This window comes from Jejuibacter sp. L23 (assembly GCF_050815825.1).
Taxonomy (GTDB): domain Bacteria; phylum Pseudomonadota; class Gammaproteobacteria; order Enterobacterales; family Enterobacteriaceae; genus Jejubacter; species Jejubacter calystegiae.
In genome coordinates this window covers 1,443,254-1,465,024 of record NZ_CP138199.1, presented here as the reverse complement: position 1 = coordinate 1,465,024, position 21,771 = coordinate 1,443,254, and the positions used below count along the sequence as shown (strand labels likewise).

General features: G+C 57.3%; 21 protein-coding genes. 10 read left to right on the top strand and 11 right to left on the bottom strand.

Going from position 1 to position 21,771, the window contains the following annotated elements:
* Positions 1–84: 84 nt before the first annotated feature.
* Positions 85–687 carry a helix-turn-helix domain-containing protein gene (locus tag SCU88_RS06675; RefSeq protein WP_138096247.1) on the bottom strand — a complete coding sequence of 201 codons (603 nt, stop codon included), beginning with the start codon at positions 685–687 and terminating at the stop codon, positions 85–87.
* A gap of 43 nt (positions 688–730) precedes the next feature.
* Between SCU88_RS06675 and SCU88_RS06670 the strand changes: the two genes are divergently transcribed.
* From SCU88_RS06670 to SCU88_RS06660, 3 genes are all read left to right on the top strand, one after another.
* A complete protein-coding gene (locus SCU88_RS06670) occupies positions 731–1,423 on the top strand; it encodes a B3/B4 domain-containing protein (protein ID WP_138096246.1) in 693 nt (230 codons plus the stop codon).
* A gap of 71 nt (positions 1,424–1,494) precedes the next feature.
* Positions 1,495–1,857 (top strand): antibiotic biosynthesis monooxygenase family protein, encoded by a 363-nt coding sequence (locus SCU88_RS06665; protein ID WP_138096245.1) that lies wholly within the window; start codon positions 1,495–1,497, stop codon positions 1,855–1,857.
* A gap of 31 nt (positions 1,858–1,888) precedes the next feature.
* On the top strand, positions 1,889–2,767 hold the full coding sequence (locus tag SCU88_RS06660; RefSeq protein WP_138099178.1) for a dihydrodipicolinate synthase family protein: 879 nt from the start codon (positions 1,889–1,891) through the stop codon (positions 2,765–2,767).
* Positions 2,768–2,774: 7 nt separating this feature from the next.
* Here the strand turns inward: SCU88_RS06660 and SCU88_RS06655 are convergent, their stop codons facing one another.
* The gene (locus tag SCU88_RS06655) at positions 2,775–3,686 is read right to left on the bottom strand and encodes a LysR substrate-binding domain-containing protein (protein ID WP_175339559.1); all 912 of its coding nucleotides are present in this window, start codon (positions 3,684–3,686) and stop codon (positions 2,775–2,777) included.
* Between the two features lie 127 nt (positions 3,687–3,813).
* Here SCU88_RS06655 and SCU88_RS06650 point away from each other — a divergent pair, with 127 nt between their 5' ends.
* Positions 3,814–5,646, top strand: a complete 1,833-nt coding sequence (locus tag SCU88_RS06650; RefSeq protein ID WP_175339558.1) for an adenine deaminase C-terminal domain-containing protein — start codon at positions 3,814–3,816, stop codon at positions 5,644–5,646.
* On the top strand, positions 5,627–6,970 hold the full coding sequence (locus tag SCU88_RS06645; protein ID WP_175339557.1) for an NCS2 family permease: 1,344 nt from the start codon (positions 5,627–5,629) through the stop codon (positions 6,968–6,970). The genes SCU88_RS06650 and SCU88_RS06645 overlap by 20 nt, the downstream gene beginning before the upstream one ends.
* A 41-nt stretch (positions 6,971–7,011) precedes the next feature.
* Here the strand turns inward: SCU88_RS06645 and ccdB are convergent, their stop codons facing one another.
* The 7 genes from ccdB to puuD all read right to left on the bottom strand — a co-directional run bounded on the left by ccdB (position 7,012) and on the right by puuD (position 13,177).
* A complete protein-coding gene (gene ccdB, locus SCU88_RS06640) occupies positions 7,012–7,320 on the bottom strand; it encodes a type II toxin-antitoxin system toxin CcdB (protein ID WP_175339954.1) in 309 nt (102 codons plus the stop codon).
* 1 nt (position 7,321) lies between these two features.
* On the bottom strand, positions 7,322–7,540 hold the full coding sequence (ccdA, locus tag SCU88_RS06635; protein ID WP_138096240.1) for a type II toxin-antitoxin system antitoxin CcdA: 219 nt from the start codon (positions 7,538–7,540) through the stop codon (positions 7,322–7,324).
* Between the two features lie 121 nt (positions 7,541–7,661).
* Positions 7,662–8,747 (bottom strand): malate/lactate/ureidoglycolate dehydrogenase, encoded by a 1,086-nt coding sequence (locus SCU88_RS06630; protein WP_175339556.1) that lies wholly within the window; start codon positions 8,745–8,747, stop codon positions 7,662–7,664.
* A 174-nt stretch (positions 8,748–8,921) separates the two neighbouring features.
* Positions 8,922–10,202 carry an FAD-dependent oxidoreductase gene (locus SCU88_RS06625; RefSeq protein WP_175339555.1) on the bottom strand — a complete coding sequence of 427 codons (1,281 nt, stop codon included), beginning with the start codon at positions 10,200–10,202 and terminating at the stop codon, positions 8,922–8,924.
* A 2-nt stretch (positions 10,203–10,204) separates the two neighbouring features.
* Positions 10,205–11,695 (bottom strand): aldehyde dehydrogenase PuuC, encoded by a 1,491-nt coding sequence (gene puuC, locus SCU88_RS06620; RefSeq protein ID WP_175339554.1) that lies wholly within the window; start codon positions 11,693–11,695, stop codon positions 10,205–10,207.
* A 135-nt stretch (positions 11,696–11,830) separates the two neighbouring features.
* Entirely contained in the window at positions 11,831–12,388 is a 558-nt protein-coding gene (gene puuR / locus SCU88_RS06615) for an HTH-type transcriptional regulator PuuR (RefSeq protein ID WP_175339553.1), read from the bottom strand.
* Between the two features lie 24 nt (positions 12,389–12,412).
* Complete coding sequence (gene puuD / locus SCU88_RS06610; RefSeq protein ID WP_175339552.1) at positions 12,413–13,177, bottom strand: gamma-glutamyl-gamma-aminobutyrate hydrolase; 765 nt, start codon at positions 13,175–13,177, stop codon at positions 12,413–12,415.
* Positions 13,178–13,390: 213 nt separating this feature from the next.
* Between puuD and SCU88_RS06605 the strand changes: the two genes are divergently transcribed.
* Both SCU88_RS06605 and SCU88_RS06600 read left to right on the top strand, forming a co-directional pair.
* Entirely contained in the window at positions 13,391–14,809 is a 1,419-nt protein-coding gene (locus SCU88_RS06605) for a glutamine synthetase (RefSeq protein WP_175339551.1), read from the top strand.
* Positions 14,810–15,195: 386 nt separating this feature from the next.
* Positions 15,196–16,581 (top strand): amino acid permease, encoded by a 1,386-nt coding sequence (locus SCU88_RS06600; protein WP_175339550.1) that lies wholly within the window; start codon positions 15,196–15,198, stop codon positions 16,579–16,581.
* 70 nt (positions 16,582–16,651) lie between these two features.
* On the opposite strand, the gene SCU88_RS06595 is transcribed toward SCU88_RS06600, so the two are convergent.
* Both SCU88_RS06595 and SCU88_RS06590 read right to left on the bottom strand, forming a co-directional pair.
* Positions 16,652–17,542 carry a hypothetical protein gene (locus SCU88_RS06595; protein WP_175339549.1) on the bottom strand — a complete coding sequence of 297 codons (891 nt, stop codon included), beginning with the start codon at positions 17,540–17,542 and terminating at the stop codon, positions 16,652–16,654.
* 17 nt (positions 17,543–17,559) lie between these two features.
* The gene (locus SCU88_RS06590; RefSeq protein ID WP_175339548.1) at positions 17,560–18,042 is read right to left on the bottom strand and encodes a type VI secretion system tube protein Hcp; all 483 of its coding nucleotides are present in this window, start codon (positions 18,040–18,042) and stop codon (positions 17,560–17,562) included.
* A 318-nt stretch (positions 18,043–18,360) separates the two neighbouring features.
* Between SCU88_RS06590 and SCU88_RS06585 the strand changes: the two genes are divergently transcribed.
* The 3 genes from SCU88_RS06585 to SCU88_RS06575 all read left to right on the top strand — a co-directional run bounded on the left by SCU88_RS06585 (position 18,361) and on the right by SCU88_RS06575 (position 21,630).
* The gene (locus SCU88_RS06585; RefSeq protein ID WP_175339547.1) at positions 18,361–19,542 is read left to right on the top strand and encodes an outer membrane protein transport protein; all 1,182 of its coding nucleotides are present in this window, start codon (positions 18,361–18,363) and stop codon (positions 19,540–19,542) included.
* A gap of 158 nt (positions 19,543–19,700) precedes the next feature.
* A complete protein-coding gene (locus SCU88_RS06580) occupies positions 19,701–20,168 on the top strand; it encodes a nuclear transport factor 2 family protein (protein ID WP_175339546.1) in 468 nt (155 codons plus the stop codon).
* A 166-nt stretch (positions 20,169–20,334) separates the two neighbouring features.
* Positions 20,335–21,630 carry an MFS transporter gene (locus SCU88_RS06575; RefSeq protein WP_175339545.1) on the top strand — a complete coding sequence of 432 codons (1,296 nt, stop codon included), beginning with the start codon at positions 20,335–20,337 and terminating at the stop codon, positions 21,628–21,630.
* The last annotated feature ends 141 nt before the right edge of the window (positions 21,631–21,771 follow it).

Sequence of the window (21,771 nt, the reverse complement as noted above, 5' to 3'; positions counted from 1 at the left end):
ACTGTATAGTCCAATATCAGGATTCCGCTCACATTGGTTGGCCCCCGATCTCGTAAAAGAGGGCATCGATGAAAAACCGGCCATTCAGGAATGCAGTTCAGCGACCGTCATAGTGAAAACCAGCCGCTCGCCGTGACGGTTTTCATAGGCGTGGGCCACATCGGTTCTGGCAACCGCAGAGCAACCGGCTGCTACGCTAAGTTCTCTGTCGCCGAGGCTCAGCGTCAGGATTCCCTCTTCAACGTGCAGCAGCTCAAACGTCCCCTGAGGGTGACCGGGCGAGCTGAAGGCTTCGTCCGTAAACATCTCCCAGCGCCACAGCTCAATCATATTCGGCCCGCTGGTACCAGCCAGTAGCCGGGCGGAGCCCCCCTGTTCGCCGCGCCACAGCGTTGGGATCTCCCCGGCCTCAATCAGGTACGCCGCTGGCGTGCTGGTCACGTTCACCACATCGGCCACCGACAGCCCCAGCGCCGCCGCCACCTTACACAGAATGGCGATGCTCGGATTGGCGCTGCCCTTCTCGATTTCCACCAGCATCCCTTTACTGACGCCTGCGCGTCTTGAAAGCTCATCCAGCGACAGCCGCTGCGCCTTGCGGGTGTTTTTTATCCGCAGCGAAACCGCTTCGCTGACGCGTTCAATATCGGCACCCGAATCGGTCGATTTATTGACTTTTTTGGTCATCGGTCATTACCATGGTATAAAACAGTCAATACAGGATTATCATATGCTTTGCGTAACCCCGTCAATCGACCCGAAAATCGCCACTCTGGCCCCCGGCTTTCGGGCGCTCAGCATCGCGGTAACTGCCGCCCCTGTCGAGAATCCGCATGTCGGCCAGCAGGCGCTGAATCACGCCTGCGCCGTGGCTGCCAAGGGTGGCGCCCCCTGGGCACAGGCGCATCTGGCCGCCTGGGACGAGGTCTTTAAAGCCTTTGGCGCCAAACCCAAACGCACGCCCTGCTCCGCCGCAGCGTTATTAAAACGCGTTCAGCGCGACGGCATCCTGCCCGCCATCGATCCGGTGGTCGATCTCTATAACGCCATCAGTATTGAATACGCTATTCCGGTCGGCGGGGAAAATATTGCAGCTTACGTGGGCGAACCGCGACTGAAGATCGCTAACGGTACCGAGCTTTTCGACACCGTGAAAGAGGGCGAATTGTCGCACGAGCTACCGGAACCCGGCGAAGTGGTATGGTGCGACGATAAAGGCGTCACCTGCCGACGCTGGAACTGGCGTCAGGGCGTCAGAACCCGCCTGTGCGCCGATGACGAACGTATGTGGTTTATTCTGGAAAGCCTGCCGGAGATGCCGCTGGACGCCCTGCAGGAAGCGGGAGACAAACTGTGCGAGGGGCTGATACGGATGATGCCCGGCGCCAGCATCAGTAAAACCTTGATCGGCGTTCAGGCATAAAGGCTACCCGGCTGGCACACTGGATCTTTATGTACGACAAATTGTGTCGTTCACGCATTAAGGAACAAAATATGACCCTGTTTCTCAGCAGCTTTATCTTCGACAAAGGGGAGTACGACGACGACTTTTACCGTCTCGATGGCTGGATTGAAAACTTCACCAAAACCCTGACTGATTTTATCGGTATGGAAAGCTATACCGATACCGCCAGCGGCCGCATCATCAATAACTATTACTGGCGCAGCCGGGAAGCCATGGAAATCCTGATGACCAACGTTGAGCATCAGAAGGCAAAACAGCAGAACGGGCGCTGGCTGGAAGGTTACCAGGTGATCATTGCGCAGATAGAAGGCGCCCATAACCATCATCTTTCTCATCCTCTGGCGAATTATCCGCTACGCTATAGCGGTATTCCTGAAACTTCGGGGCAATAAATCCTCCCCCGATTCCGGAGGTTGAGTGTCGATTTTTACCGGCCTGAGCGCCTTTCCGTTAACCCCCCTGCGCGACGGGCTCCCTGATCAAGCCGCGTTTGTCGGCCTGATTGCGCGGTTACGCCGCGCCGGGGTCGATTCCATCAGCATACTGGGCTCCACCGGCTGTGCCCCTTACTTAAGCCAGCAGGAACGCGCTGAAGTTACCCGGTGGGCGATAGCCGCCGCCGAAGGTATTCCGGTGATCGTCGGTATTAGCGCCCTGAGCACCCGGGAAGTCGTCCAGTTGGCCCGGGATGCCGAACAGGCAGGGGCCAGCGGAGTGCTGCTGGCTCCCTTCTCTTACCAGCCGTTAACGGAAGAGGAGGTGTTTCATCTGTATGAGACGGTCACCCACCAGAGCTCCCTGCCGCTATGCGTCTATGACAATCCCAGAGTCACCCGCTTCGAGTTTAGCGACGCCCTGTACGCCCGCATTGCCGAGCTGCCGGGCGTGGCGTCATTTAAAATTCCGGGAGGCCCCGCCAACCCTAATGCCGCCAGGGAACGGGTCGAGAAACTGCGCGCGCTACTGCCCGCTCATATCACTCAGGGCGTTAGCGGCGATGCCTGCGCCGCCACCGGTCTGAATGCCGGATGCGACGCCTGGTATTCAGTGATCGGCGGGCTGTTTCCGGATCAGGCGCTGGAGATAACCCGTGCCGAACCGCCCGGGGCCATCGCCCTTTCAGAGAGGCTGACGCCGCTATGGGCGCTGTTTACCCGCTTTGGAAGCCTGCGCTGCATCGCCAGCGCTGCCGAAATTCTGGGGCTGGCGGCCCCCCCCTGCTTACCGGCCCCACTGCGGGCGCTGGAAGGGGAAGCGCGCCAGGAGCTGGCTGAAGTTCTGAAACGGCTGGGACTGGCATAATCTCCGTTTAACGCAGCGCGCTGCGTAACAGATGAAAACACTGTTCAATCAGCGGCGGCAGCGGTTGTGAATGACGCAACAGCGCCACGGTGCGGGTCAGTTCTGGCTGTTGCAACTGCACCACCCTGAGCTTAGGGTCGTTAAGATGCATGGTGTAAAGGTGAGGCAGAATGGCGACGGCCAGTCGTGAACGCACCAGCCCGTACAGCGTTTCGATGTAATCCACCCGGTAGCGCACCGCCAGGGTCAGGCGTTGACTCTCGACCAGCGATGCCACCAGACGATGACCGTTGCCGGTTGAGAACATCGCGATATCGCGCGCGCCAAGCTGTTTCCAGGGAAGGTGCACCGACTGGGACAGCGGATCGTCGCGGTGCAGCACCGCGACAAAGGGATCCTCACGCAGCGGAAAAGCGTTGAGCGCAGCCGGCACCGTGCTATCCAGCGCGCCGACGCCAAAATCCACCCGTCCGTGTTGCAGACTCTCCATAAGCGCATCATTCGCGCGATCCAGAAACTCTACTCGCAGCCGCGGAAACACCTGAGTCAGGCGCTGCGGAATAACGGGAAACAGCAGTGAACTGACTGACGGAATCAGGCCGATCCGTACCGTACCATCGCCGCCGGCTTCCACCACCTGCTGCATATCGTGAAACCCCATCTGCGCCGCGCCAAGCACCCGCCGGGCATGAGGTAAAATCGCCATACCCAGTTCGGTCAACGATACCGCCGACGCCGTGCGGTTAACCAGCTTTCCGCCGAGTACGTTTTCAATCTGACGCAACGCGCTGCTCAAAGCGGGCTGGCTAATCGCCAGCCGACTGGCGGTATCGGTAAAATGGCGCAACTCGGCCAGCGTCACAAAGTACTGGATTTGCTTAAGCGAAAGCGCGGGCAGGCGCTGCCAGGGTTCTGTCATGGGGCGATTCCGGTGTCATTTTTATCCAGCATAACGTTTTGTTATCGGCCGATAAATTTATTCAGCTGGGCAAACGATTGCGCTGCTTTTAAAGTAGCGACTCTGTCCGTTTTTGCCGGGAACCTTTATGCCCACCTCAGTTGAAACCCGCCGCCGGGCTGTACAGGCGGCTCGTGGCGAAATCGCCTTCGATCTGTTACTGACCGACGCTCAGATCGTCGACATGGCCACCGGCGAAACGCGTCCGGCTGATATCGGCATCGTCGGCGAACTTATCGCCAGCGTCCACCCTCCCGGCAGCCGTCATGATGCGCATCAAACCCATACTCTTTCCGGCGCCTGGATTACTCCCGGACTGATAGACACCCATGTGCATCTGGAAAGTTCCCACCTGCCGCCGGCGCGCTACGCCGAAATCGTCGTGGCTCAGGGAACCACAGCCGTATTCTGGGATCCTCACGAACTGGCGAATGTGCTGGGCATCGAAGGGGTCCGCTATGCCGTCGAATCCAGCCGCAACCTGCCACTGCAGGTAATGGTGGCCGCGCCTTCCAGCGTGCCGTCCACACCCGGGCTGGAGTGCTCCGGGGCGGAATTTTCCGGCAAAGAGATGCAGACCATGCTCGCCTGGGATGAAGTGCGCGGCGTCGCGGAAGTCATGGATATGCATGGCATTCTGCACGGCAGTGAGCGGATGCAGGATATTCTGGAGGCCGGACTACGTAGCGGTAAATTGATTGAAGGGCACGCCCGGGGCCTGAGCGGCCAGGATCTCCAGGCCTATCTGGCGGCTGGCGTAACCTCGGATCATGAACTCACATCCGGCGCGGACGCGCTGGAAAAGCTGCGCGCCGGGCTGACCCTGGAGATACGCGGTTCGCATCCCTATCTGCTGCCGGAAATTGTGGCGGCGCTGAAAACGCTGCCGCATCTTTCTTCCCAGGTAACCCTGTGTACCGACGATGTACCGCCGGACATCCTGCTGGAAAAAGGCGGTATCGTTGCACTCCTTAATCTGTTAATCGAACACGGGCTACCAGCCGTGGATGCGTTACGTTTCGCCACGCTCAACGCCGCCATCCGCCTGCAGCGTAACGATCTCGGCCTGATTGCCGCCGGTCGGCGCGCCGACCTGGTGGTTTTCGACTCTCTGGAGCAACTCCAGGCACAGCGCGTCTATGTGGCAGGTCGTCAGGTCGCGCAGCACGGCGTCATGATGGAATCGGTAACTGGCGCGCAAACAGCGCCGCCACGCGATACCCTGCGCCTGGCCCCGCTAGCGCCCGGGGATTTCACCCTGCGTATCGGAAATATTCAGCACGGCGAGGCGCGACTGCGCCATATTTGCGGCGCGCGCTTTACCCGGTGGGGAGAAGCAGAGGTATTGATCCGTAACGGCTGCGTGCAACTGCCTGACGGATTTAGCTTTATCTGGGTTCAACACCGCCACGGCCGCCACGACGCAAAGCCGCAAATAGCGCTACTGGAAGGCTGGGGCGAGCTGCGCGGCGCCATCGCCACCAGCTATTCGCACGATTCTCACAACCTGGTCGTGCTAGGCCGCTGCCCACATGATATGGCGCTGGCCGCCAATACCCTTATCGCCAGCGGCGGCGGCATGGCGCTTACGCAAAACGGCTCGCTTATCGCTCATGTGGCCATGCCGATAGCCGGAATGCTTTCCGACAGCCCCCCTGCCGAACTGGCCGCCGCCTTCCGCGAACTGCGCGAGCGTAGTGCCGATATTGCCGACTGGGAACCCCCATACCGGGTATTTAAAGCGATCGAAGGCACCTGTCTGGCCTGTAACGCCGGCCCACATCTGACCGATTTAGGATTAACCGACGGCGCCACCCGCCAGATTGTCGATCCTGTCATTGACTGTCGGGAAACACCGACTGACGCACAACAACAAGATGATAGCCCAGGAGAGCCAAATAATGGCCAATACCACTGTTAACTCGCCCGCACCGGCCAACTGGCTGGAGCGGCGCTTTGCGCTGTATACTCGCGGCAGCAGCGTACGTACCGAATGTCTGGCCGGCATTACCGGCTTTCTTGCCGCCGCTTATCTGCTGGTGGTGATCCCCAGCCTGCTGGCCAGCGGCGGTATGGATAAAGGCGCCGCCACCACAGGAACCATCGTGGTATTCGTTATCGGTTCGCTGCTGATGGCCTTCTACGCCAACCTGCCGTTTATCGTCGGACCGGGAATCGGCGGATCGGTGCTGGTCGGCGTCACTCTTTCGGACAGCGCCGGCATCGGCTGGCAAATCGGCCTCGGCATCGCCTGCTGGTCAGGGATTCTCTTCTTCCTGCTGACCAAATTCGGGCTGCGTGAAGTCGTGACCCGCTCGGTTCCCCAGTCGATCAAACTGGGCCTGACCGCTTCCATCGGCCTGTTCGTTGCGGTGTTGGGATTTCGTAACGCCGGGCTGGTGCTGGCTAATGTTAAAACCAACGCGCTGATGCTGGGCGACTTCCTGTCGCCCGGCGCGCTGGTGGCGCTGAGTGGCCTGTTTCTGGCCATTGCACTACAGGCGCGTCGGGTGCCGGGCGCCATTTTATGGGCCATTTTGTTCGCCACCCTGGTCGGCGTACCGGCAGGCGTTACCCAACTTCCGGCCAGCTTTATCGACCTGCCGCATCCCATTACGCCGGTGCTGGGCGAGATTGACCTGACAGGCGCGCTGAACATTGCCTTTCTGCCTTTTTTATTCGTCTTTTTCGCGTCAGAATTTTTCTCCACTATGGGGACAACGCTGGCGGTAGGCGGTGAGGCCGGACTGCTGGATGACGAAGGCAATATGCCGCATATCAATCGCCCGTTTATGGTGGATTCTATCGCCGCCGCGCTGGGGCCATGGGTCGGCATTCCGGCTGCGACCGCGTTGATTGAATCTTCGGCGGCGGCGGAAGCAGGCGGCAAAACCGGGCTGACCGCCCTGGCGGCGGCGACCATGTTCCTGCTGATGCTGCTGTTCACGCCAGTGGCGCTGATGATCCCTAAAGAAGCCACAGCGCCAGCGCTGATTTTGATTGGTCTGAATATGTTTAGCGGCCTGCGTAAAGTCGAACCTGGCAACTTTACCGATGGGCTGCCGGTACTGATGATGGTGATGATTACCCTTATCGCCAACAGTTTCGGTACCGGTATCGCCGGTGGGCTACTGTTCTATATCGCCATTAAAGCCGTTGCGGGCAAATGGCGCGACATTCCGGTGGGACTGTGGATATTGGCAATTCCGCTGATTTATTACTTTGCCACGCTGGTAAGACACTGACAGCCTCTTTCGTCTCCCCCGGGCGGAAAACCGCCCGGGGCTCAGATCCCCCAGAACATCAGATTTATCGCATCCTTAATCGCATTCTCATAATGGCTGAGATCGGCCAGTTCCCGGCCAGTCACGGCAGTGGTCACGCTGGCCATATCAGTGGTCATTAGTCGGTAGTCATCACCGTCGAATCGAACCACCGGATACAGTTCACGGGAAACGCGCTCTGACAGCAGGCTGGCGCTAACCAATGGGATCACCATTCTTCGGCCAGGGGTATCCACTATATCGCTCTGGACGTCGACGAACAGGCGGTAGCGGCTCTCCTTCCGCTTATAGGCATAGGCACGGTACTGCATCTCACCAGTCCCTGTTTTCATCGGCAAACGAGCCATTCTGTTCGATAAAGCGGGCGACCTCGGCCATCCCTTCAAGGTTTTCGGCCCGCCAGCGTTCGGCGCGCAACCGTCGGGCTTCCTGTTCCATGGCGGCGCTGACCAGTCCTGAGATATTGACCCCGGCCTCCTTAAGCTGCTGGTAGTGATCGCTGTCGACGGTCACGGTGATCCGCTGTTTCATGATGCACGCTCCGGTATGTAATTCGGGTATGCGATACAGTATATACTTCCCTCTGCAGCCGCAGTGACATAATTCGCCAGGCCGCTATTGGAGGCGCGGCCGCTACCTGCTAACGGTTAATTCAGCATCCCAGCCGCTGGCGAAACGTCTGTAGCCTCTCTTCGCTCATGCCCACCTGCTGCGCCGCTTCACAAATCGCCTGCCAGCTACCGGCATCCAGCGGAATGCCCTGCTCCAGACGTTCCCGCCGGGTATTCACTTCCCATTCGCCGGGTAACAGAATCGGCGCATCGTCGGCATGCGGCGACGCTTTAACCCACCCGGCAAAGGCCTCGGTCTGCTGTTCGCAGTCCGGCGCGCCGAACAGTTCCGGATTGATGATAATTGTCGTCATGCAGTTGAGGATGGCGTCCGCGCTATCCTGCAATGTCTCCTGATGGGTGGTTTTCCCGCCGGAAAGCGCTCCGCCCATAATTTCGCACATCGCCGCCAGGGCATAGCCTTTATGCTGTGCGAAGGTCAACAGCGAACCTAATGGCGAAACCTGCATCACGGCGGGATCGGTAGTCGGTATCCCGTCTGCGTCAATCAGGCACCCTTCCGGCACCGAAACGCCTTTGTGCCAGGCCACGCGCGTTTTACCGAAAGCGATAGCGCTGGTGGCGTAATCCAGCAGTAGCGGGAAGTCGTTTTTGCGCGGGAAAACAACGCAGAACGGGTTGGTTCCGAACCGGCTATCGCGGCCATTAAATGGCGCAACCATCGGATTACCCACCACGTTAACAAAATGAACAGAGACGAAACCCGCCGCAGCGCACTGTTCAGCCCAGTAGCCAATACGTCCGATATGGTGGGAATTGTGCAGGGCGACGGCCGCAATACCGAACTCACGCGCTTTGTCGATGCCAAGCGCCATCGCCTCGTGGGCCGCCACCTGACCAAAGGCGCCATTGCCGTTCAGCGTCACAATCGCACCGGCGTCTTTCACCACGCTGGCATGCTGGTTAATTTGCAGATGTCCCAGTGAATATGAGCGGATATAGCTGGGGATCATCCCAATGCCGTGCGAATCGTGTCCGGCAAGGTTTGCGGCGATCAGATGATCGGCAACCTGCTGCGCCTCCTGCTCATGGCTGCCCATCTGGCAGAAAATAGCCTGAATAAAGTCGTGCAACGTCTGCGCGTGGAAGCGATGTCCACTGTTCATGGTGAGCTCCTGTTTGTGCTGGGGATAAGTTGCGTTTGTTATTTTTCAACAGGCTATGCTGCGCGCAGAGGGGCGGGAGATCAATAAGCGAGTCATAGATTTGATTCGGCGCCATAAAGAAAACCCTTCCGCCGCCCTTGCGCTGTCGGCCCACAGCGGCGGAAGCGTAAGCCGCTACACGCCCAGTCTGTCCCGCAGGCTGTAGTACGCAGCCCCCATGGCGGTAAAGGGAATGCGCAGGTTGCGGCCCCCCGGGAACGGATAGTGCGGCAGACGGGCGAAGGCGTCGAAGCGTTCGGCATCGCCGCGTAGCGCTTCGGCGATCAGTCTGCCGGCCAGGTGGGTACAGGTCACGCCGTGCCCGCTGTAGCCCTGCATGTAGTAGATATTGTTCTCCAGCCGCCCAAACTGCGGCATCCGCGACATGGTAAGCAGGAAATTGCCAGTCCAGCGGTAGTCTACCTTCACCCCTTCCAGTTGCGGGAAAGTCTTCAACATCTTCGGGACGATCAGGCGTTCCACGTCATCCGGATCCCGGGCGCCGTAGACCACGCCGCCGCCGTACAGCAGCCGGTTGTCCGCCGTCAGGCGATAGTAATCCAGCAGGTAGTTACAGTCCTCAACGCAGTAATTGGCTGGTATAAGCTTTTTCGCCACATCGGCGGGCAGCGGCGCGGTAGCGACAATCTGCGTGCCACACGGCATGCTGCGCTTCGCGAGTTTAGGCTCCAGCTTATCGCCCAGATAGGCGTTACCGGCAATCAACACATAGCGCGCCGTTACCTGGCCGTGGGCCGTTTTTACGATCGCCGGTGAACCATGTTCGATTTTCACCACCGGCGACTGTTCGAAAATCCGTCCGCCATTCAGTTTGATGGCCTGAGCCTCGCCAATCGCCAGATTGAGCGGGTGAATATGGCCACCGCTGCGATCGAGCAGCGCACCGACGTAGCGCTCGCTCGCCACTTCGCGGCCGATAGCTTCTTCATCCAGCAGCGTTAACTGGCTATTGCCGTAACGCTCCCAGTTGGCCTTCTGCTCTTCCAGTGTCGCCATCTGCCGGTGATTCAGAGCGACAAACAGCCCACCTTCGCGGTAGTCGCAGTCGATCCGGTAGCGACTGATGCGCTCGCGGATAATCTCACCGCCTTCGAACATCATGCTGCCCAGCATTTTTGCGGCATCGGCGCCATAGCTGCTTTCAATCACATCGATATCACGGCTGTAGGAGTTTACCAACTGCCCACCGTTGCGCCCGCTGGCGCCGAAACCGACCCGCGCAGATTCCAGAACCACCACGTCATAGCCCTGCTCGACAAGATGCAACGCCGATGAGAGCCCGGTAAAACCGCCGCCCACCACGCAGACATCACAGTGAATGGACTCCGTCAGGGCGGGAAACGGCGCATATTCGTTAGCGCTGGCGGCATAATAACTTTCGGTATGTTCAGTCATGATTAACACTCCAGAGCAATCCAGATGGTTTTCAGTTCGCTGAATTTATCCAGCGCATGCAGTGATTTATCGCGTCCGTTGCCGCTCTGCTTCACTCCGCCGAAAGGCACCGTCATATCGCCGTCGTTGTAGTTATTCACAAATACTGCCCCGGACTTCAGACGGCGGCTCAGGCGATGCGCCCGGGAGAGATCGCGGGTCCAGACCGCCGCTCCCAGGCCGTAGTCGCTGTCATTGGCAAGCGCCAGCGCCTGCGCTTCGCTGTCGAAGCGCGTGACCACCAGCACCGGGCCGAAAATCTCTTCCCGGGACAGACGCAGGGTCGGGTCGCTGACCGCGAAGATAGTTGGCCCCAGGCTCGCGACCTGCTCACAGTCACGCCCGTCCAGCAGTAGCTGCGCGCCGCTATTTTCGCCGTCGCGGATAAAACCGTGCACGCCGTCGGCGTGGGCGCTGTCAATCAGCGTACCCATAGTGCATGCGGGATCGAGAGGATCCCCCGGCAACCAGTTTTGCGCCTGCTGTTTCAACAGCGCCAGGAAACGGTCGGCAATGCTCTCTTCTACCAGCAGGCGAGTACCGGCAATGCACACCTGCCCCTGGTTATAGAAGATGCCCGCGGCCGTAGCGGCGGCGGCTTTTTCCAGATCCGGGCAGTCGGCGAAAACGATGTTGGCGCTCTTGCCGCCCGCTTCCAGCCAGACGCGTTTCATATTGCTGTCGCCAGCGTCACGCAGTAGCTGGCGCCCGGTGCGTCCGGAGCCGGTAAAGGCCATCACGTCGACATCCATATGCTGCGACAGCGCCTGCCCGGCTTCATGGCCGTAGCCGCTAATCACGCTGAGCACGCCGTCCGGCAGCCCCGCCTGCTGCGCCAGCGCCGCCAGGCGCAGCGCGCTGAGTGAAGACTTCTCTGACGGTTTCAGCACCACGCTGTTGCCCGCTGCCAGAGCGGGCCCCAGCTTCCAGCAGGCCAGCATCAGCGGGAAGTTCCACGGCACCACTGCGGCCACCACGCCTGCCGGTTCGCGAACGATCAGCGCCAGGGCATCCTCCCCGGTGTTCGCCACTTCGCCATAGACCTTGTCGATAGCTTCGGCGTACCAGCGAATGGCGCGCACGGCGCCGGGAATATCGTCGCGCAGGCTATGGCGAATCGGTTTGCCAGTATCCAGGGTTTCCAGCAGCGCCAGCTCTTCGGCGTGCTGCGTCATTAAATCGGCCAGCCGGTTGAGCACCGCCTTGCGCTGCGCAGGCGCCGCCCGGGACCAGTCGCCGCGTTCGAAGACCGCCCGCGCGGCGGCCACCGCCCTGTCCACGTCCTCCTTTTTGCCGCGTGCCACCTCGACCAGAGTCTGGCCGGTGGCAGGATTAATACAGGCAAAGGTTGTTCCGTCCCGGGCCGCGCAATATTCACCGTTAATAAACAGACGCCCTTCCGGCACGCAATGACGCACCTTTTCCTGCCAGTATTCCTGTGAATGGAAGTCCATAATTACCCCTTAATTTTCAATTAGATATAACAGGTCATCGCTCTGTTTGCGGCAAAAGGCGGCCGCAGGCGGCCCCGGGAAATATTTCCCGTAAAAGCCAGCCAAAGGCCTGAATAAATCAGGCCACTTTAGAAATCAGAATGTGGTGGGGGTATGCGCGCTGATAATGCGGCAGATACCCGCCGATGTATTGCTAAAGCTGTGGGGAATTCCGGTGTTGATGGCATAGCTCTGCCCGGTGGTCAGGTGGTAGCTCTGACCGCTGATGGTCAGTACCACTTCGCCTTCCAGCACCGTACCTATCTCTTCCCCCTGGTGCTTAATCCGCTCCCCTGTCGTGGTGCCAGGCTGATAGGTTTCAAACATCATGGCGAGCTGCCTTTCGGGGTTGCCGTTATGAACCAGCTTCATCGATACCCCCTGGCTGCCGATCTCGATCAGATCCTGCTGTTCAATCACCACCCTGGGCTGGTCGGGTTTATCCGACTCGGCAAAGAACTCCGACAACGACAGTCCATACACCCTGAGCAGTTTTTGCAGGGTACTGATGGCGGGACTGACTTTGTCCTGTTCGATGGTGCTGATGGCGCTGTGGGTTAACCCCGACAGTTCCGCCACCCGGCGCTGTGAAAGACCCAGTTGCTGGCGAATTTCCGCCAGACGCTTCCCCGGAGCCAGGGCCTGATCGCTCATATACGTATTTCCTTAAAATTATGGTCAAACCTGCTGTTTTTCAGCGTGATAGTTCTGACAGGCGCTGATAAAGCCCGCCAGCAACAGACGCGAAAGCTCATACTCGCGACTGTTCCATTCCGGATGCCACTGCACGCCCAACGCCCAGGGATGGTCGTGAACGCTGACCGCCTCTACCAGTCCATCCTGCGCGCGCGCCTCAATACACAACCGCGGGCCTAACGTTTTCGCACCCTGCCCGTGTAATGAGTTCACCCAAAAGGTACTGCATCCCGGTATCAAACGCGAAAGTAACCCGCCCGATTGCACCTGCACTTCGTGGGAAGGCGCATACTGCTGTTCCACCGGAAGTTCCGGATCCTCGCGGTGTTCGAGAAACGCCGGTTCGTCAAACAGGCGACGATACAGAGTCCCCCCGGTGGCGACAACCAGTTCCTGCATCCCCCGGCAGATGGCGAAAAGGGGGATGCGCCTTTCGAGCGCGGCGTCGATTAGCGCCATGCTCAGAAGATCACGCCCGGGATCGGCGTCAGGCTCATCGCCGTTTTCACCATAAAGGTGCGGCTGCACGTTGCTGGGGCTTCCGGTCAGGAAAATACCGTCGAGTTTGGGCAGTAGCGCCGCCAGAAGCTGGGGTTCAGCCAGCGCATGCGGTAGCGCAATCGGCAGACCGCCAGCAAATAAAACCGCATCCAGGTACTTTTCTTGCAGGGTCTGGGACTCGTGTCCCTTAATCCTGTTCCTGCACATCACAACACCAATAGTCGGTATGTCAAATATATTGCCCATGATCGGCCTCACATGCTGGACTAAATTATTTCCAAAACACTTCCATTTTGCCACTTTCCGTTCAATATTTTCACAATCTAGCAGTGCAATAACCATTTTTCAAACTTAAATTAACATTTGACAAACATACCGACTGGATACAAATTCAACAGAACGGACATTATATTTAACAGTCGTCCAAACCGTTCGCAACCAAGACAACGATGGTGAATCATGGAAACCAATATCCTGGAAGTTGAGAGCTTTATTCAGCATTCTGAAGAGAGGCGAAGTAGCGCGTTCGGCCTTGAGGTAAAACGTTATCTGGAACGCTATCCGGAAACCCAGTATGTGGATGTGCTGCTGACCGACCTTAACGGCTGCTTCCGCGGCAAGCGTATTCCGGTCTCCGGCCTGCATAAACTGGACAAAGGCTGCTATTTTCCGGCATCGGTGTTCGCCATGGACATTCTGGGCAACGTGGTCGAAGAGACCGGGCTGGGCCAGGCGCTGGGAGAACCGGATCGCACCTGTATCCCGGTGCCGGGCACTCTGACCCCTTCTGCCGCCGAACCACAAACCATCGCCCAGCTACTGCTGACGATGCTGGATGAAGATGGCACTCCCTTTGACGTTGAACCACGGAACGTTGTCAACCGGCTCTGGCAGCAACTACGCAGCCGCGGCCTGTTCCCCGTGGTAGCGGTAGAGATGGAGTTCTATTTGCTGGATAAGCAACGCGATGCCGACGGCTATCTGCAACCCCCCTGCGCTCCAGGCACCCAGGACCGCAATACCCAGAGTCAGGTCTATTCGGTGGATAACCTGAATCACTTCGCCCGGGTACTGAACGACATCGACGAGCTGGCCCGCCTGCAGCTCATTCCCGCCGACGGTGCGGTAGCCGAAGCCTCTCCCGGACAGTTCGAAATCAACCTTAACCATACCGATAACGTGCTGGATGCCTGTGACGACGCCCTGGCCCTTAAGCGCCTGGTGCGAGTGGTGGCGGAAAAACACGATATGCACGCCACCTTCATGGCCAAGCCGTACGAAGAGCACGCCGGTAGCGGTATGCACATCCATATCAGCCTGGTCGACAGCCAGCGCCACAACGTACTGGCGGACGATAACGGCGAAGATTCGGCGCTACTGAAGCGCGCGCTGGCCGGTATGATCGATCTGATGCCCGCCTCCATGACGCTTCTGGCGCCGAATGTGAACTCCTGGCGTCGCTTTCAGCCCGGCATGTACGTACCGACTCAGGCCTCCTGGGGCCACAACAACCGCACCGTAGCGCTGCGTATTCCCTGCGGCGATCGCAACAACCACCGGGTGGAATACCGGGTGGCGGGCGCCGATGCCAACCCCTACCTGGTGATGGCCGCGATACTGGCCGGCATATTGCACGGTCTGGACAACACACTGCCGCTGCCGTCACGGGTGGAAGGCAACGGTCTGGAACAGGAAGGCGTGCCCTTTCCCATTCGTCAGAGCGATGCGCTATCGACCTTCGCCAGCCATCAGGCGCTGCGCGAGCAGCTGGGGGAACGCTTCAGCCACGTCTGGCTGGCCTGTAAAAACGACGAACTCACCCAGTTCGAACGTCTGATTACCGACACCGAAATCGACTGGATGCTAAAAAACGCCTGAGGGCGTAAAAAACGCTCCCGTCGGGGGCAAATAATCAGTAGCATCATGCGGCCTGAGTGGAACCGGGCCGTCATAATTTTCCCAACGCGAGGCCCACCACAGCCGACGTTCGCAGGGACATTTTCCGAATGCCGTCCAGGGAGCGCAGGCGGCAGCGGGTCTTCCGATAACAGACAGATTTTGACGAGGAAATAACATGATGCCGTTCTCAGCTTACCCGCCGGGTGCGGGCCTGCGCCCGGGCCACAGTGAATATGGGCCAACTGAATGCCTGAATACCGGCGCGTTTCCCTGGTTCCCGACAGCGCGATTTACCCTCTTGCTAAAGCGGTTTGCAATAAGGATCACACTACAGCAAATCGTTACCGGCAAAGGGGGCGCGCGCCATGTCCACTAATACCTCGCTCAATACCGCCGCCGTCGCCAAACCGCAGCTGCGCAAATCCCTGAAGCTCTGGCAGGTGGTGATGATGGGCCTGGCCTATCTGACGCCAATGACGGTATTCGATACCTTCGGCATCGTCTCCGGGGTCAGCAACGGTCATGTTCCGGCCTCCTACCTGCTGGCGCTGGCGGGCGTGCTCTTTACCGCCATCAGCTATGGCAAGCTGGTACGCCAGTTCCCCCAGGCGGGCTCGGCCTATACCTACGCTCAAAAGTCCATTGGCCCCCACGTTGGCTTTATGGTGGGCTGGTCGTCGCTGCTCGACTATCTGTTTCTGCCAATGATTAACGTGCTGCTGGCGAAGATCTACCTGACCGCGCTGTTCCCGGAAGTGGAATCCTGGATCTGGGTGGTAGGTTTTGTGATTATCCTGACCGCAGCCAACCTGAAGAGCATTAATCTGGTCGCCAACTTTAATACCCTGTTCGTGCTGGTGCAGGTGGCGATTATCGCCGTCTTTATCTTCCTGGTGGTTCACGGACTACAGCGCGGCGAAGGGGTGGGCACTGTCTGGTCGCTACAGCCGTTTATCAGCGAAAACGCCCACCTGCTGCCGATTATCACCGGTGCGACCATTGTCTGCTTTTCGTTTCTGGGCTTCGATGCGGTGACTACGCTTTCGGAAGAGACGCCGGACGCCGCCAAAAAGATCCCCAAAGCGATATTTCTGACCGCGCTCTACGGCGGTTTTATCTTTATCGTCGCCTCGTTCGCCATGCAGTTGTTCTTCCCGGACAACTCGCGTTTTAAGGATCCCGACGCTGCGCTGCCGGAAATTGCCCTGTACGTCGGCGGCAAGCTGTTTCAGTCAATCTTCCTGTGTACCACCTTTATCAACACCCTGGCATCGGGGCTGGCTTCCCACGCCAGCGTCTCGCGACTGCTGTATGTGATGGGGCGCGACCGGGTCTTCCCGGAGCGGGTCTTTGGCTATGTGCATCCGAAGTGGCGCACTCCGGCGCTGAACGTGATTATGGTGGGGATCGTCGCGCTGTCGGCGCAGTTCTTCAACCTGGTGACCGCCACGGCGCTGATTAACTTCGGGGCGCTGGTGGCCTTCACCTTTGTTAATCTTTCGGTATTTAACTTCTTCTACCGCCGGGAAGGGCGTAATAAAACCCGCAAAGAGAAGTTCCACTACCTGGTGCTGCCGCTGGTGGGTGCCGCCACGGTCGCCGTGCTGTGGATCAATCTGGAAGCAACCTCCCTGACCCTGGGGCTGGTATGGGCCGCGCTGGGGCTGCTGTACCTGACCTGGCTGACCCGACGTTTCCGTCAGCCGCCACCGCAATACGATGCGGCTAAGGCGGAGCGAATCTGGGAATAACTTATTCCCGGGAGTGCCTGTAGGCTCTCCCGGGAATTCTGTTCAAAAGGGGAAAATATACGGCAAAGGATTAAGCCAGCATCTCCAGGACATCAATGTCTTTCATGGTAAAGACCCTGTTACTGTCACCAAATTCAACGTGCCAGCTATTATCAGAAACCATTATTCTTGCATCGCTACTGTGCTCATCAGCGAAAGCACCGGATAAAAACGCTATCATATTTCCGCTGGGATCCAGTGGAGTTATGGAGTTGTGGAGCTTTTGCAGCGCCTCCTTTTTTTTACTGTCTTCTACGTGACTGCCCAAATCACCATTCAGCTTAGTTAACACTTTTGCATAAGACTTTTTCAGATCAATTCTTGCTTTAGACAGTGACTTAAGGGCCACCATCAACTTTTTATTAAGCCTGACCTGGTTGTCTTTATATCTTGATCTCAAAATTAAAAACGCGCCGACCATAACTGAGCTGGCACCCGCCGAAGCAAGAGCAACCCTGACGCTAATCTCTCTCATAACCGCTGCGATAGCCCCCCCGGAACTTAACAGGCTACCTAACGGAGATAATATTTCCCACAGATAATCGCGCGTTGTTTTATTGTAAACATCCCTGACCCGTAGCGGGTTCCAGGAGTTCAGATTACCGGAGGAGAATTGGTTAAAGAACCCCCCAGTACCGGGGGTTATGGCCGGATTGATTCGGCTTTGTAAGTGTTGTTCTTCATCAGGCGGCATCGTTCTCATCTGATGGCTGCCAGCAGTGCTGTTAGTCAGCAGCGTTTCATAGGTTCTCATTGCCAGATCGACATCGTCATTGGCAAAGCTTTGCAACTCATCTTCATGAAGATGATTGACAACATCGACCAGTAACTCCATCTCTTTTCGACTAAATTTGGCCTCAGAACTACTGGGTGCACTGCTATTATAAATAGCATTATTAATCGAAGATGCTATTCCAGCCATTGGTTACCCCACCATGATTAGATTTCTTTATTCTGTTTAATATCCCATCCTGCTTTGGTCTCTGCCCCTTTGGTGCCCTGATCGCTCTGCTCCCAGTAATGCAGATTCGCTTTTGCCGCCTGAAAATAGTAATTGACCATAATTTTATCCGTCTGGCCGACGCCGGTAAATTTACAGCCAGTGACAAGGACATCCTCAAGAACTACGCGGGTATATTCCAGCTTCTGGCCCCCGGCCTTACAGGCGGATAACTCAACCTTATCCACATGTTTACCGGATGCGCAGAATTTCAGGATAGCCGGGGTTCCTTTATCGATAAAAGCCTGTACGGCAAAGTCACTGAACTGAACTTTACCTGTTCCACCACCACCGCCTACGGACATATTGCCCGGCTGGCTGGCTCCCCAGTTAAAGGACAGAATATCGATCCAGTTTTTATGCTCTGAATCCTCAGATTCACCGGTAACTCCATCAACCTTCAGATACATATCGATAGCCATTATTTTTCCTTTATCACGTGACAGAAAACAATCAAGGTTCTCCTTAGATAGACGTGTTCATGATTCATTTCAACACATTTACTTTGCATTTATTGAATCTAAGAAAAGTCTCAATTGCATGATAATTTCAGGTGACGCCTCAGGTCATTGATGGCAGCGATATTTTTAGCAAAACACCCACCCGGCAGGAGCCAATTATGGCCTGTTTTATTAAGTATGACTAAATCCAACATTCACACCTCTGCGGCTTCCCCTTTGTTACTATTCCGGCACGCAAAAATTAAGCGCTACTCCCTTTGTTAACCACGCCGGTACGTTATGAAAAAACTCGCCATCTTTTGCTGCGGACTGCTGTTCCCGGTCCTGTCCCAGGCCAGCGCACTCTACTTTTATGAAATCGGCACCGAGGATACCGCGCTTGCCGGTGCCGGGCAGGCCGCCCGCGCCCAGGATGCCTCGACGATTGCCACCAACCCTGCGGGAATGACCCGACTGCCGGACCATATGTTAACCACGGGTATCCAGGTGATGGACGGCGATGTCTCCTACGATATGGAGAATAACGGCAGAGATCCTGGTGACGTCATGCGACCGTTTCCCAATGCCAGCCTGTTCTACAGCCAACGTCTGAGCGACAACCTCTACGCCGGTATCGGTATGTACGGTAACTTTGGTCTCGGCCTGGACTTCGGCAACTGGGCAGGAGAGCGGTTAATCAATAAAGCGACAATGGTAGGTGTCACCCTTAGTCCTTCCATTGCCTGGAAGCTGAGCGATAAAGTCTCCATCGGTTTCGGCCCCGGCATTAACTACGGCTATCTGAGCCTGAGGCGCGACGTTAACGGCAGCGATGAACGCCAGCATGACAGCGACTGGGCCATGAATTACAAGCTCGGGTTACTGATGGATCTGACCGATCAAACCCGCATGGGGATAACCTGGACCAGCAAAACCGATTACGACTTTGATATCGATAGCACGGCTCGCTTCCCTAACCTGCCGAACAGGGAATATAGCCTGCCCCTTTCCGCTCAGGTGCGGGCTCCCCAGCAGATTATGGTCAGTCTGGTACATGATATTAACCGCCAGTGGTCCGTTATGGGGGATTTAGGCTGGCAGGACTGGAGCCAGTTCGGCAGCCCGGAAATCTCGGCTGGTAACCGGGATCTTACCCACAGCAACCGTCTGAAAGACTCCTGGCATACCGCACTGGGGGTTCAGTATCGGCCAAATGAGAAATGGCGAATTAACGGCGGTATCGCGTTTGACAGCACCATCTACGATTCCCAGAGCGATGTGTCGTTGTCGTTGCCAACCGGCGATGAATGGCGTTTCGCGACCGGCGCCCAATACCAGATTACGCCGTCCAGCAATATCGGTTTCGCCGTGGAATATCTGCATATGCAGTCGTCAAAAGTGCAGTCGCCCCCGGCAATTAAAGGCGAATACAACCGTCCTTACTTCTGGTTCGCCAGCGTCAACTACAGCTATCAGTTCTGAAACTATTACCCTAAGGTAACTACTTGTGGTGCCCCCGGCCTTTTGCTAATAATAAGCCGGGTCTGATACACAGACTCTTTATTCATCAGCATGTTATATCGGCTATTGGGTTATTTATGGCCGGGGCTTCCCCGCGCCATCACAAAGAGAAACCGGGTATGAAAAGTGCAGTAAAACCTATGGCGATGGCGGCGACGCTGCTGGCGGCAGCTTTTTGCTCCAGCGCCCTGGCGCAGAATATTTCCCCCGTTCAGCAGGAAAAAAATCGCCAGCTGGTGATTAATTTCTATAACGACTTTTTTAACCGCCACGAGGTGGATACAGCCGCCCGGGTGGTGGCGGAAGATTACCGGCAGCATAATCCCCAGGTGCCGGACGGCAAGAGACCTTTTGTGGAAGGATTCCGCGACTATTTCCGGCAGAACCCCAACGCCCGGGCGCGTATCGTACGCAGCGCCGTAGACGGCGACAGGGTCTGGCTGCACGTTCATTCCACGGAGCACGACGGCGATCGCGGTGAAGCGGTAGTGGATATTTTCCGGGTTCGCGATGGTAAAATCGTCGAGCACTGGGACGTTATCCAGGCGGTGCCGGATAACGCGCAAAATGCCAACACCATGTTCTGATCCTCCTCCGGCGCGGTACTCTCCGCGCCGCCATGCCATACCAAAAAGCATTGTATTAACAGGAAATCCTGTAACCGCGATCGCACTTTTACGCGCCTGCGCTTTCCGTGTCGGCACAGTGGTTTACATTTTCATAACACACTACCATACCAACAGGTTCCCGATTATGCAGGCCATCCGCAAGACCAACGTCAGATTTCATATCGCCATCCTGATGTTGTTCGCCACCATCATTAACTATCTGGATCGCACCGTGATGTCGGCGGCGGCGCCGGTGATTGAAAAAGAGCTGGCGCTGAATGCCGAAGAGATGGGCTGGATTATGTCGGCCTTCTTCCTGAGCTATGCCCTGTGTCAGATACCGGCGGGATATCTGGCTGACCGCTTCGGCCAGCGCCGGACTCTGGCGGTATCGGTGATCTGGTGGTCGCTGGCAACCATGGCGACCGGTCTGGCCCGCACGCCGCTGGCCTTTGTTTCCGCCCGGATCTTTATGGGGATCGGCGAAGCCGGAGCTTACCCCTGCAACAACGGCGTTACCGCCAAATGGTTCCCGGACCGCGAACGCGGCAAAGTGGTGGCGCTGTTCGACAGCGGTTCCAAGTTCGGCACCGCCTTCGCCATGCCGCTGGTGGTGTGGGCCATTGCCACCTGGGGCTGGCATGCCGCCTTTTATCTGTGCGGCGGGCTGGGGCTGCTGTGGGCGATATGGTGGCTACGGGTCTACCGCGATCCGGAAAGCCACCCGGCCGTGAGCCAGGATGAACTCGACTGGATCCGCAGCGGACAGGCCAAGAAAGAGGGGATCGATAACCGCATTCCCATGAAATGGTATCAGCTGTTTAAGTACCGCAACGTCATCGCCATGTGCGCGGGCTTCTTTATGCTGAACTACGCTATCTTCTTCTTTATTACCTGGTTCCCCACCTACCTGATGAACGAACGCGGCATGAGTCTGGCGGAGATGGGCTTTGCCGCCATGCTGCCGCCGCTGAGCGGCATTGTCGGCCAGTATATCGGCGGCTGGTTTACCGACTATCTGTACGCCCGCACCGGCAACCTGAATATCGCCCGCAAGATAAACCTGGTCGGCGGCATGCTCCTTGCCACCAGCATCGCCCTGGCAGGAATTACCGAATCCACTCAGGGCATGCTGGCGCTGCTGTGCCTTTCCTATGCCGGTCTGGCCTTCGCCGCATCGGCGCTATGGTGCCTGCCAGGCGATATCGCGCCGCGCAATATGACTTCGCTGCTGGCGGGAATGCAGAACGCGATCGCCAACTGCGGCGGCATTCTTGGCCCGGTGGTGACCGGCTATCTGATCGCCAGCAACAACGGCTCCTTTATTCCGGCGCTGGCAGTATCAGGCGGCGCCTGTCTGGCCGGGGCGCTTATCTATCTCTTTGTTCTGAAAGATATTAAGCCGATAGAGGCAAACGACGGAAGGCAGAAAAGCGAGTAAGGGGAGATTTAGCTCGTGATAAAAGAAAGGCTCCTTACGGAGCCTTCAGATTTCACATAGCTTGCGATTAAGCGCTTTTTGTTTCAACTTCATTCTCAACAAGGTCGATGAAGAGTGGTTATTTTTTTCAAACAAATACTT

Bases quoted from the DNA above. Each gene is read 5' to 3' on its own strand.
- SCU88_RS06675 (WP_138096247.1), bottom strand. From the start codon at position 687: ATGACCAAAAAAGTCAATAAATCGACCGATTCGGGTGCCGATATTGAA.
- SCU88_RS06670 (WP_138096246.1), top strand. From the start codon at position 731: ATGCTTTGCGTAACCCCGTCAATCGACCCGAAAATCGCCACTCTGGCC.
- SCU88_RS06665 (WP_138096245.1), top strand. From the start codon at position 1,495: ATGACCCTGTTTCTCAGCAGCTTTATCTTCGACAAAGGGGAGTACGAC.
- SCU88_RS06655 (WP_175339559.1), bottom strand. From the start codon at position 3,686: ATGACAGAACCCTGGCAGCGCCTGCCCGCGCTTTCGCTTAAGCAAATC.
- SCU88_RS06650 (WP_175339558.1), top strand. From the start codon at position 3,814: ATGCCCACCTCAGTTGAAACCCGCCGCCGGGCTGTACAGGCGGCTCGT.
- SCU88_RS06645 (WP_175339557.1), top strand. From the start codon at position 5,627: ATGGCCAATACCACTGTTAACTCGCCCGCACCGGCCAACTGGCTGGAG.
- ccdB (WP_175339954.1), bottom strand. From the start codon at position 7,320: ATGCAGTACCGTGCCTATGCCTATAAGCGGAAGGAGAGCCGCTACCGC.
- ccdA (WP_138096240.1), bottom strand. From the start codon at position 7,540: ATGAAACAGCGGATCACCGTGACCGTCGACAGCGATCACTACCAGCAG.
- SCU88_RS06630 (WP_175339556.1), bottom strand. From the start codon at position 8,747: ATGAACAGTGGACATCGCTTCCACGCGCAGACGTTGCACGACTTTATT.
- SCU88_RS06625 (WP_175339555.1), bottom strand. From the start codon at position 10,202: ATGACTGAACATACCGAAAGTTATTATGCCGCCAGCGCTAACGAATAT.
- puuC (WP_175339554.1), bottom strand. From the start codon at position 11,695: ATGGACTTCCATTCACAGGAATACTGGCAGGAAAAGGTGCGTCATTGC.
- puuR (WP_175339553.1), bottom strand. From the start codon at position 12,388: ATGAGCGATCAGGCCCTGGCTCCGGGGAAGCGTCTGGCGGAAATTCGC.
- puuD (WP_175339552.1), bottom strand. From the start codon at position 13,177: ATGGGCAATATATTTGACATACCGACTATTGGTGTTGTGATGTGCAGG.
- SCU88_RS06605 (WP_175339551.1), top strand. From the start codon at position 13,391: ATGGAAACCAATATCCTGGAAGTTGAGAGCTTTATTCAGCATTCTGAA.
- SCU88_RS06600 (WP_175339550.1), top strand. From the start codon at position 15,196: ATGTCCACTAATACCTCGCTCAATACCGCCGCCGTCGCCAAACCGCAG.
- SCU88_RS06595 (WP_175339549.1), bottom strand. From the start codon at position 17,542: ATGGCTGGAATAGCATCTTCGATTAATAATGCTATTTATAATAGCAGT.
- SCU88_RS06590 (WP_175339548.1), bottom strand. From the start codon at position 18,042: ATGGCTATCGATATGTATCTGAAGGTTGATGGAGTTACCGGTGAATCT.
- SCU88_RS06585 (WP_175339547.1), top strand. From the start codon at position 18,361: ATGAAAAAACTCGCCATCTTTTGCTGCGGACTGCTGTTCCCGGTCCTG.
- SCU88_RS06580 (WP_175339546.1), top strand. From the start codon at position 19,701: ATGAAAAGTGCAGTAAAACCTATGGCGATGGCGGCGACGCTGCTGGCG.
- SCU88_RS06575 (WP_175339545.1), top strand. From the start codon at position 20,335: ATGCAGGCCATCCGCAAGACCAACGTCAGATTTCATATCGCCATCCTG.